Origin of the sequence: Streptomyces sp. NPDC060205 (assembly GCF_042728395.1) — a bacterium.
Classification (GTDB): domain Bacteria; phylum Actinomycetota; class Actinomycetes; order Streptomycetales; family Streptomycetaceae; genus Streptomyces.
Genome location: NZ_JBHWZP010000326.1, coordinates 1 through 10,127, shown reverse-complemented (window position 1 = coordinate 10,127; position 10,127 = coordinate 1). Strand labels below are relative to the sequence as shown.

At 70.7% G+C, this 10,127-nt stretch carries 9 protein-coding genes; 4 read left to right on the top strand and 5 right to left on the bottom strand.

What is annotated here, in order from left to right; translation table 11 throughout:
- Positions 1-178: 178 nt before the first annotated feature.
- Complete coding sequence (locus ACFWGJ_RS36315) at positions 179-1,012, top strand: PIG-L family deacetylase (protein ID WP_387333134.1); 834 nt, start codon at positions 179-181, stop codon at positions 1,010-1,012.
- Between the two features lie 82 nt (positions 1,013-1,094).
- Here the strand turns inward: ACFWGJ_RS36315 and ACFWGJ_RS36310 are convergent, their stop codons facing one another.
- Both ACFWGJ_RS36310 and ACFWGJ_RS36305 read right to left on the bottom strand, forming a co-directional pair.
- Positions 1,095-2,966: a rhamnogalacturonan lyase gene (locus ACFWGJ_RS36310; RefSeq protein ID WP_387333132.1), complete on the bottom strand. Its 1,872-nt coding sequence runs from the start codon at positions 2,964-2,966 to the stop codon at positions 1,095-1,097.
- Between the two features lie 92 nt (positions 2,967-3,058).
- The gene (locus tag ACFWGJ_RS36305; RefSeq protein WP_387333130.1) at positions 3,059-4,009 is read right to left on the bottom strand and encodes a helix-turn-helix transcriptional regulator; all 951 of its coding nucleotides are present in this window, start codon (positions 4,007-4,009) and stop codon (positions 3,059-3,061) included.
- Positions 4,010-4,072: 63 nt separating this feature from the next.
- Between ACFWGJ_RS36305 and ACFWGJ_RS36300 the strand changes: the two genes are divergently transcribed.
- Positions 4,073-4,555: a hypothetical protein gene (locus tag ACFWGJ_RS36300; RefSeq protein WP_387333128.1), complete on the top strand. Its 483-nt coding sequence runs from the start codon at positions 4,073-4,075 to the stop codon at positions 4,553-4,555.
- Between the two features lie 475 nt (positions 4,556-5,030).
- Here ACFWGJ_RS36300 and ACFWGJ_RS36295 read toward each other — a convergent pair whose 3' ends face one another.
- Positions 5,031-5,780: a class I SAM-dependent methyltransferase gene (locus ACFWGJ_RS36295; protein WP_387333126.1), complete on the bottom strand. Its 750-nt coding sequence runs from the start codon at positions 5,778-5,780 to the stop codon at positions 5,031-5,033.
- Complete coding sequence (locus ACFWGJ_RS36290) at positions 5,777-6,082, bottom strand: 4a-hydroxytetrahydrobiopterin dehydratase (protein ID WP_387333124.1); 306 nt, start codon at positions 6,080-6,082, stop codon at positions 5,777-5,779. The genes ACFWGJ_RS36295 and ACFWGJ_RS36290 overlap by 4 nt, the downstream gene beginning before the upstream one ends.
- A gap of 156 nt (positions 6,083-6,238) precedes the next feature.
- Between ACFWGJ_RS36290 and ACFWGJ_RS36285 the strand changes: the two genes are divergently transcribed.
- Both ACFWGJ_RS36285 and ACFWGJ_RS36280 read left to right on the top strand, forming a co-directional pair.
- Positions 6,239-7,108 (top strand): helix-turn-helix domain-containing protein, encoded by an 870-nt coding sequence (locus ACFWGJ_RS36285; protein WP_387333122.1) that lies wholly within the window; start codon positions 6,239-6,241, stop codon positions 7,106-7,108.
- 194 nt (positions 7,109-7,302) lie between these two features.
- Positions 7,303-8,166, top strand: coding sequence for a helix-turn-helix domain-containing protein (locus ACFWGJ_RS36280; RefSeq protein ID WP_387333120.1), 864 nt, complete (start codon positions 7,303-7,305; stop codon positions 8,164-8,166).
- Positions 8,167-8,273: 107 nt separating this feature from the next.
- On the opposite strand, the gene dnaK is transcribed toward ACFWGJ_RS36280, so the two are convergent.
- On the bottom strand, positions 8,274-10,127 hold a 1,854-nt coding region (dnaK, locus tag ACFWGJ_RS36275; RefSeq protein ID WP_387333118.1), incomplete at its 5' end, for a molecular chaperone DnaK.

The window sequence follows — 10,127 nt, the reverse complement described above, 5'->3', positions numbered from 1 at the left end:
GATGTGTATAAGAGACAGCCGCTGGGGTCCGCGCCCTCCTTGTGCTGCCCTGCTTCGAAGGCCGGGCGGCCGTGCCGGGAACAGCCGGTGCGGTGGACACTGTTTCATCGACCGAGGCACCGGTGTGTCCCGCCACGGCCTCGGACCAGGATGAACACTCTGCAGAAGGATCTTCTTCATGACCGACCGGCCCTTGACGATCATGGCAGTGCACGCCCACCCCGACGACGAGGCGACCAGCACCGGAGGGATCCTCGCGCAGTATGCGGCGGAAGGCATCCGCACGGTGCTCGTGACCTGTACCGACGGCGGTTGCGGAGACGGGCCGGGGGGTGTCAAGCCGGGTGATCCGGGGCACGACCCGGCGGCGGTCGTCGCGATGCGCCGGCAGGAGCTTCTGGCGAGCTGCGACGTCCTGAAGATCAGCGATCTGGAGACGCTGGACTACGCCGACTCCGGGATGATGGGCTGGCCGAGCAACGACGCCCCCGGATCCTTCTGGCAGACCCCCGTGGCGGAGGGCGCGGCCCGGCTCGCGGACCTCATGCGCGAATACCGGCCCGATGTGGTCGTCACCTACGACGAGAACGGCTTCTACGGCCACCCCGACCACATCCAGGCCCACCGCATCACGATGGCGGCGCTGGAGCTGACCGAGCTGACGCCGAAGGTGTACTGGACCACGATGCCCCACTCGGCGATGCAGCGGTTCGGCGAGTTCATGCGCGAGTTCAATCCGGATTTGCCCGAGCCGGACCCCGCCGAGGTCGCCGAGATGGCCAAGATCGGCCTCCCCGACGACGAGGTCACCACGTGGGTGGACACCACCGCGTTCAGCGGTCAGAAGTACGACTCGCTGGCCGCGCACGCCAGCCAGGGCGAGAACATCTTCTTCCTCAAGATGGGCAAGGAGCGGTTCGGCGAGTTCATGGGCATGGAGACCTTCGTACGGGTGAAGGACGCCACCGGTGCGGCCCTGCCGGAGAAGGACCTGTTCGCCGGACTGCGCTGATCACCGGTCCCCGGGAGGGGCCGGCCGTCCCGCGAGCCGGGGCGGCCGGGCCTCTCCCGTCACCGGGAACCGTTTCAGCGGGTTACGGCGTGTACACGGCCGGTCGTGGTGCCGTCGGCATGCCGTTGCCGATGAAGAAGCTGGGGTGCGGCGGCTGGTTGTAGGCGGTGTTCTGCCAGGCGATGCCCGTGCGGTACATCGTGTCGTGGAGCAGGGTCGTGATCTTCGTGGCGGTTTCCGTCGGCGTCGAGTAGATGCGCAGGGCCGTGTTGTCGCTCGTCGCCCAGACGACCTCCTCGCGCCAGTCGCCGAAGAGGTCCCCGGAGAGGGCCGGCGTCGCCTTGGTGCCGTTGTTGGAGTGGACGGAGGCGCCGGTCAGCAGGCGGGTGTCGGCGGACGTGCCGTACTTGTCGATGTGGGTGCCGTCGAGGAGTTCGCGGGTGGTGTCGCCGTCCCACCAGGACAGGAAGTTGACCGAGGACGGCTCGCGGCCCTTGGTGGCGCCGGCCTCGTCCCGGATGTTGGTGTCGGAGGCCGACCACACCTCGGCGCCGTCGTTGCCCGCGTAGATGTCGCCGGCCACTCCCCTGCCGTTGTCGCAGCAGGCGGCGAGCTGCCAGCGGATCGCGCCGTTCGCGGGATTGATGTACAACTCGGCGGGCTGGGACGTGGATTCGGACACCTTGAAGTATTCGAGGCCCGACATTCCCGGGTCGAGGTCGCCCAGATGCTGGGCGTCGCCGTGCCCGGTCTTCGTGGTCCACAGGCCGTTGCCGTTGTCGTCGACGGCCATCGCCCCGTAGACGATCTCGTCCTTGCCGTCGTTGTCGACGTCGCCGACGGACAGGCTGTGCGAGCCCTGACCGTCGTAGCCCTTGCCGGTGTTGGTCGACGAGTTGGTGTCGAAGGTCCAGCGGCGGGTGAACGCGCCGCCCCGCCAGTCCCAGGCCGCGATCACCGAGCGCGTGTAGTAGCCGCGCGCCATGACGAGCGAGGGCCGGGCGCCGTCGAGATAGGCGGTGCCCGCGAGGAACCGGTCCACGCGGTTGCCGTACGAGTCGCCCCACGACGAGACCGTGCCGCGCGCCGGGACGTAGTCCACCGTCCCCATCGCCTTGCCGGTCTGGCCGTTGAACATGGTCAGGTACTCGGGCCCGGTCAGGACGTATCCGCTGGAGTTGCGGTGGTCGGCGGAGGAGCTGCCGATGACCGCGCCCGTGCCGTCGACCGTCGCGTCGGCGGTCTTCGCGGCCACCTCCGCCTTGCCGTCACCGTCGTAGTCGTACACCTGGAACTGGGTGTAGTGCGCGCCCGAGCGGATGTTGCGGCCGAGGTCGATACGCCACAGCCGGGTGCCGTCGAGCTTGATCCCGTCGATGACCGTGTTGCCGGTGTAGCCGGACTGGGAGTTGTCCTTGGCGTTGGTGGGCTGCCACTTCAGGACGAAGTCGAGCGCCCCGTCGCCGTCCAGGTCGCCGACCGAGGCGTCGTTGGCCTCGTAGGTGTACGCGACACCGTCGGGGGTGGTGCCGCCTGCCGGCGGGCTGATGGGTACGTCCTTGTAGCCGGTGCGGAACTGGATCGCGTGCACGGAGTCGGCCTGCTCGACACCTCCGACGATCGCGCGAACGGTGTAGTCGGCCTGGGCGGGTCCGGCGGAGTGGAAGTAGTTCGTCGAGCCGGTGATCGGGGTCGAGTTGACCTTCGTACCCGCCCGGTAGACGTTGAACGAGACGTCGTTCGGGTCGGTGCCGAGCCAGCGCCAGCTGACCAGGTTGCCCGCGTCGGTGTGGACGCTGACGACGCCCCGGTCGAGTTTCTCGACCTGGCGTGCGGTCGCGGCCTCGGCGGGTGTGGCGGTGAGCGTGGTGAGTCCGGCGGCGGCGAGGGCGCCGGCGAGCACGGTTGCGAGGAGGAGACGGGTCCTGGGACGTCTGCGATGCGGGTGCTGCACGGTGGGGTACCTCCCTGGGAGGGGGCAGACGGGTTCTGTCACCTCAGTTGCCGCTGGGGGCAGGGGGGTTGCCGTGTTTTGGTAAACGCTCTCTACGTGTAGGTGCGGGCGAGTGCGGTGACCGTCGCCGCGATGCGTTCGCGCAGTTCGGGCGGAGCCAGCACCTCCACACCCGTGCCGAGCCGCAGAAACTCGCCGTGGGCGTGCTCGACGGACTCGATGGGTACGGTGGCCAGGGTCCAACCCCCCTCTTCCGGTACGCCGCCTGCGCGCACGGCGTCACCCGCCGGGCCGGAGAGACGCGTGCCGGGGGCGAGCCTGACCACCGCCTCCGCCCGGTGCAGCCGGTCGTGGAAGTCGCGCTGGTACGCGGCCCAGTACGCGCCGAGGTCGAACCCGTCGGGACGGGTGAACTCCTCGCCCCCTGCGCCGAGTTCGAGGATCTGGTCGACTCGGAACGTACGCGGTCCCGGGCCCGCGACGACGTACCAGCGGCCCCCCTTGAGGACCAGGCCGTACGGTTCCAGGCGGCGCCGTACGTCGGTCGGCTCGCGCCAGCGGCGGTACAGGACGTGCAGGACCCTGCTGTGCCAGACGGCGTCGGCGACGGCCGGCAGGTGCGGGGCGGCGCCGTTGTCGGTGTCCGCGTACCAGCCCGGTGCGTCCAGGTGGAAACGGCCGCTGACGCGGTCGGCGTGCTCGCGCAGCTCGCTCGGCAGGGCGGCACGTACCTTGAGCTGGGCGGCGGCCAGCAGCGGACCGAGCCCGAGCTCGGCGGCCGGGCCCGGCACCCCCGCGAGGAACAGGGCTTCCGCCTCGCCCGCGGTGAGGCCGGTCAGACGGGTGCGGTAGCCGTCGAGGAGCCGGTAGCCGCCCGTGTGACCTGCGTCGCCGTACAGCGGGACACCGGCCTCGCTCAGCGCCTCCACGTCCCGGTAGACCGTGCGCACCGAGACCTCCAGCTCCTCCGCGAGGGCGGCGGCGGTCATCCGGCCCCTGGTCTGGAGCAGCAGGAGGATCGAGACGAGGCGGGCCGACTTCATCGCGTCAGGATGCCAGGCTTCACTGACAGAGGATGTCAGTGAAGCGGACCTAGCGTCCCCTCCATGACCTTCGCGGAGAAACTGCTGACCGTGCCGCCGCCCATCGAGGTGGCAGGCCGGTGGATCAAGCGCTACCACGTCACGGCCGACCCGGCGGGCATCGCACCGGACGTCGAGGAGGCGGCGTACGCGATGCTGCCGAAGCTGCTTCCGGAGGCGGACGGCACGCCGCCCGCCACGTTCGTCGTGCTGCACCGGGGCGGCGACGACGGTGCCTATCTGAACGCGTACAGCTGGGTGTGGGACAACGTCCTGCACTTCGGGGGCGCCACGGCGGGGCAGCCCGTGCTGGGGTGTCCGGACCGCGACCCGACGCACTTCATCACGCTGGACCGGCCGTGGATCGGGTGCGTCTGGGAGTTGCCGCCGGTTCTGCACGAACGTGACGCATGGGTGCGGCACGTACTCGCGCCCGGCGCGCCCGACCTCGACGGCTACCTGACCGACAGCTTGCCTGGGGGCACGACGGGGGACCGCGCGCCCTAGGGGGCGCGAGGAACGGCGCGAGCAACCCCCACCGGCCCGCACCCCACATCCAGGCGGTACCCCCACCCCCCTAGGGGCGCGGGGAACGGCGCGACCAGCCCCCACCGGCCCGCAGCCGACCCCGAGCCCGGGGATCCCCCCCTAGGGGCGCGGGGCGCGGCCCCGGGGCCGACCGCAGGCCGTCGGGGGCTGCTCGCGCCAGGGGGCGGGGGCGCGGCTCCGATGGCGGCTGCGGGTCGTCGAGGGCTGGCCGCGCAGTTCCCCGCGCCCCTAAGGGGGTGGGGCGAACCGCCGGGAGTCGAGTACCGGTCGTCGGGGGCTGGTCGCGCCGTTCCTCGCGCCCCTAGGGGGTGGGGGTACCGCCGGGATGTCGGGTGCGGGGCGGTGGGGGCTGGTCGCGCCGTTCCTCGCGCCCCTGGGGGGTGGGGGTATGGCCGGGATGTCGGGTGTGGGGCGTCCCAGGGGCCTCGTGGTTCTAGAGGGGGTGCCTCGGCTTTTGGAATGCTCGGAGTTTGAACTGGGGTTCCGCGCGGGGGACTTGCTGGTCCGGGAGTTGTTCCAGGCGGGACGCCAGTTCCTCGGTGAGCGGGGCCCCGGGGGCCAGCAGCGTGTACCAGCCGCGGCGCACGTCGGCCGCCGCCTGACGCGGGGTGCGCCCCTGACCCCGGCCACAGAAGACCGCCCGGCCCGCCGGCAGGAGCGCGTACCGGCCGGCGTACGAGGCCACGAGGTCGACGCGGTCCCTGGCGGCGCGCCGGGGACGCGGCGCCATCACGGCGTCGATGTCGCTGCCCACGTCGTGCGAGGCCGCCTTGTCGACGGTCGTGACGAGGACGCCTCCGGGCCGCAGCACCCGGGCCGCCTCGGCGACGACCTGTTCCGCGTCGTCCAGGAGGTGCAGCAGCCAGATCGCCGTGACGGCGTCGAACGCGGCGTCGGGGAAGGGGAGTCGGCGGGCGTCCGCCAGTACGACTCGGCCCGGCACTCGCGCCGCCGCCCTGCTCAGCATGCCGTACGCCGCGTCGGCGCCCGTCACGTCGAGTCCGGCCGCCAGGAGCCGGCGGGTCACGGTACCGGTGCCGCAGGCCACGTCCAGGAGGGTGCGGGTGCCGTCGGGGAGCAGTCCGAGAACGGCGTCGGCGGCTGCCGCGGCGCGGGGTTCGCCGCCCCGCAGCGCGTCGTACCGCTCGGCCTCCTCGTCGTAGTCGAAGACCAGCGTGCTCACCGCGCGCCGTGCCCGGTGCTCAGCTCCTCGACCCGGCCGGCCAGCGCGAAGTCCTTCTCGGTGACGGCCCCGCCCACGCTGTGCGTGTTCACGGTGAGGGAGACGGTGTCGTAGCCGAGCGTGAGGTCCGAGTGGTGGTCCAGCTCGTCCTGCACCTGGGCGATGTGGACGACCAGGGCCGCCGCGGCGAAGTGCGAGCCCAGCCGGTAGGTACGGGAGATTCTGTCTCCGTCGAGGGACCAGCCGGGCAGTTCCGCGAGCCGGTCCTCGATCTCCTTCTGCGACAACGGTTCGAGAGGCATGATCGCGCTCCTTCCATGGCGTCCGGATCTCCTCAGCCTGCCACAGTCCCGCTCCCCCGTCCCTGGTCAGGCGGGTACCGCGAAGGGCACGGGGGCCGCATTCGGCCCCGCCGGCCGCACATCGACCCGTACGGGCGCGTCGGCTACGGTCGGGGCATGACCAGCGCCGCGTACACCTCCGGGTCCGTCAGCGTGTCCGCCGGCGCGCGGGGCGGTGTCCCCGCCGCCGACCAGGGAGTCGGCCCGCTGCTGCGCGGCTGGCGGGAGCAGCGCCGGGTGAGCCAGCTGGAGCTGGCGTTGCGGGCGGGCTCGTCGGCGCGGCACATCAGCTTCATCGAGACGGGCCGCTCCCGGCCGAGCGAGGAGATGGTGCTGCGGCTCGCCGAGCATCTGGACGTACCGGTGCGGGACCGCAACTCCCTTCTGCTGGCGGCCGGTTACGCACCGCACTACCCGGAGACCCCGCTGGACGATCCGGCGCTGGACGCGCTGCGGGAGGGCGTGGAGCGGCTGATCCAGGGCTACGAGCCCTATCCGGCGCTGGTCGTGGACGCCACGTACAACGTGGTCGCCGCCAACCGGGGCATCCTGATGCTGCTGGGCGGCGTCGACGAGAAGCTGCTCGCCCCGCCGCTGAACGCGATGCGGCTGACGCTGCACCCCGAGGGACTGGCGCCGAGGATCCGCAATCTGCGCGAGTGGCGCGGCCATCTGCTGGCCCAGATGGAACGGGACATCGCACTGCGCCGCTCACAGCCGCTGCGCGCGCTGTACGAGGAGGTGGCCGCCTATCCGGCTCCGCCCGCCGCCCCTCTCGACGCCCCGCCCGGCGAGGAGCCCGCCGAGCCCGTCCCCTCCTTCGCGCTGCCGATGCGGATCGAGCACGAGGGGCGGGTGCTGTCCTTCATCTCGTCCATCTCCACGTTCAACACTCCGATGGACGTGACGGTCGCCGAGCTGGCGATCGAGACGCTGCTTCCGGCCGACCCGGCGACGGCGAAGTATCTGCGCTCACTCATGTCCTGACGTTTCGTCAGGCACGGATCGTCAGCCCTTCCGGCGGGCTGCGGGCCGGTACGACCACGCTTCCGCCCGCCGCGAGGGGCGAACGACTACCCGGGACGGAGGCCGACACACCGGGCAGGATGAGGGGATCCGGTGAGGCTTTCGCGGGAACGTGGCACACTTCTCGCCATGTTCGGGGCTCGGGGAGGCGCAGCGTGAGTGAGAGGCGGCCTGCGCCGACCGTGGGGCAGGTGGTGCTGGGCAGACGGCTCCAGGAGCTGCGTGAGGCGTCCGGCCTGAAGCGGGACGAGGCCGCGCGGATCCTGCGGGTGGCGCCCGCGACCGTCCGGCGTATGGAGATGGCCGAGGTCGCGCTGAAGATCCCGTACGTGCAGGTGCTCCTGTCGACGTACGGAGTGGGCGACGAGGAGACGGCGGCCTTCGTCCGGCTGGTCGAGGAGGCGAACGAGCCCGGCTGGTGGCAGCGCTTCCACGACGTCCTGCCGGACTGGTTCAGCCTGTACGTGAGCCTGGAGGGGTCCGCCTCGATCATCCGGTCGTACGAGCCGCACTTCGTGCCGGGGCTGCTGCAGACCGAGGACTACGCCCGTGCCGTCCTGGAGGCGGGCACGGTCGGGCAGACGGGGACCGACGAGATCGAACGCCATGTGTCCCTGCGGATGGCCCGGCAGAAGCTGCTCGCGGGGGAACGTCCGCCGCATCTGTGGGTGATCATGGAGGAAACGGTCCTGCAGCGGCCGGTCAGTATCCGGTCCGAGGTGATGGCTGACCAGCTGGACCATCTCCTCGCGGCCGTCGAGAACGACCACATCACGCTGCAGATCGCCGAGTTCTCGGCGGGGCCGCATCCGGGGACGTACGCGCCCTTCGTGCTGTTCCGGTTCGCGGAGCCGGAGCTGCCGGACATGGTGTACACGGAGTATCTGACCGGGGCGCTGTACCTGGACTCCCGTAAGGAAGTGGCCGCGCATCTGGAGGTGCTGGACCACATGGCGACGGGGGTGGCTTCCGCCCGGCGGACCAGGGAGATGATTCTGGCGCGCCGGGCGGATTTTTGACACCGGTTCCGCCCAGGGGTGCTTGAGCACGTTCGTAGACTGACCGTCGTCCGGGGCTGAGCGCGCAGTTCCCCGCGCCCCTGGGTGGTGGGGGTGAGCGTCGGCTGTCAGGTCGGGGTGTCCTTCTTGTCTGTGTTCTTGGGGTCCTCGTCCACTATTTCCGCGTCCACCACGCTCTCCTCGTCCGGTGGGGCGGACTGATCCGAACCGGGCTGGTCCGTGCCGGGCTGGTCCCGTGGGGGTGACTGCTGGGCCTGGGCGTACATGGTCTGGCCCATCTTCTGGCTGACGGTGGCCAGTTTCTCGGCGCCCGTGCGCAGGGTGTTCGTGTCGGTGCCGTCGCGGTCGTTCAGGAGTGTCTGCAGTTCGGCGATCGCGGCCTCGACCTCCGCCTTGATGTCGGCCGGGACGCGCTCCTCGTTGTCACGGATGAACTTCTCGGTCTGGTAGACGAGTTGCTCGGCCTGGTTGCGGGTCTCGGCGGCCTCGCGGCGCTTGCGGTCCTCGTCGGCGTACTGCTCGGCCTCGCGCATCATGCGGTCGATGTCGTCCTTGGCGAGCGCGGAACCGCCCGTGACGGTCATCTTCTGCTCGCGGCCGGTGGCGAGGTCCTTCGCCGAGACGTGCATGATCCCGTTGGCGTCGATGTCGAAGGCGACCTCGATCTGCGGCAGCCCGCGCGGCGAGGGCGGCAGCCCTGTGAGGTCGAAGACGCCCAGTTTCTTGTTGTAGGCGGCGATGTCGCGTTCGCCCTGGAAGACCTGGATGCCGACGGACGGCTGGTTGTCCGTGGCGGTGGTGAAGATCTCCGAACGCCGGGTGGGAATCGTCGTGTTGCGTTCGATGAGCTTGGTCATGATGCCGCCCTTGGTCTCGATGCCCAGGGACAGCGGGGTGACGTCGAGGAGGAGGACGTCCTTCACGTCGCCTCGGATGACGCCCGCCTGGAGCGCCGCGCCGAGTGCCACGACCTCGTCGGGGTTGACGCCCTTGTGCGGGTCCTTGCCGGTGAGTTCCTTGACCACCTCGGTGACCGCGGGCATCCGGGTCGAGCCGCCGACGAGGATGACGTGGTCGACCGCGGAGAGCTGCACGCCGGCGTCCTTGACCGCCTGGTGGAAGGGAGCCTTGCAGCGTTCGAGCAAGTCCGCTGTCAGCTCCTGGAACTGAGCGCGCGTCAGCTTCTCGTCCAGGTGCAGCGGGCCGTCGCCGGTCGCGGTGATGTAGGGCAGGTTGATGGTCGTCTCGGTGGACGAGGACAGCTCGATCTTGGCCTTCTCCGCGCCCTCCCGCAGCCGCTGGAGCGCCATCTTGTCCTGGGCGAGGTCGATGCCGTACTGGCCCTTGAAGCGTTTGACGAGGTGCTCGACGACCCGCTGGTCCCAGTCGTCGCCGCCCAGTTGGGTGTCCCCGTTGGTGGCCTTGACCTCGATGACCCCGTCGCCGATCTCCAGGAGGGAGACGTCGAACGTGCCGCCGCCCAGGTCGAAGACGAGGACGGTCTGCTCCTCACCGCGGTCGAGTCCGTACGCGAGGGCCGCGGCCGTCGGTTCGTTGATGATCCGCAGGACGCTCAGGCCCGCGATCTCGCCGGCCTCCTTGGTGGCCTGGCGCTGGGTGTCGTCGAAGTAGGCGGGCACGGTGATCACGGCTTCCGTGACGTCCTCGCCGAGATACGCCTCGGCGTCCCGCTTCAGTTTCTGCAGCACGCGCGCGGAGAGTTCCTGCGCGCGGTAGCGGGTGCCGTCGATCGTGCCGCCGTCGCTGCCGGGGAACCGCCAGCCCGGGTCCCCCATATGGCGTTTGACGGAGCGCGCGGTGCGCTCGATGTTCGTGACGGCCTGCCGTTTGGCGACCTCTCCGACGAGCACTTCCCCGTTCTTGGCGAACGCCACCACCGAGGGGGTGGTGCGCGCGCCCTCGGCGTTGGCGACGACCGTGGGCTCACCCCCTTCCAGTAC

What these genes read in the sequence shown, in the direction of transcription:
- ACFWGJ_RS36290 (WP_387333124.1), bottom strand. Translation starts at nt 6,082, where the DNA reads ATGCCTCTCGAACCGTTGTCGCAGAAGGAGATCGAGGACCGGCTCGCG.
- ACFWGJ_RS36285 (WP_387333122.1), top strand. Translation starts at nt 6,239, where the DNA reads ATGACCAGCGCCGCGTACACCTCCGGGTCCGTCAGCGTGTCCGCCGGC.
- ACFWGJ_RS36305 (WP_387333130.1), bottom strand. Translation starts at nt 4,009, where the DNA reads ATGAAGTCGGCCCGCCTCGTCTCGATCCTCCTGCTGCTCCAGACCAGG.
- ACFWGJ_RS36300 (WP_387333128.1), top strand. Translation starts at nt 4,073, where the DNA reads ATGACCTTCGCGGAGAAACTGCTGACCGTGCCGCCGCCCATCGAGGTG.
- ACFWGJ_RS36315 (WP_387333134.1), top strand. Translation starts at nt 179, where the DNA reads ATGACCGACCGGCCCTTGACGATCATGGCAGTGCACGCCCACCCCGAC.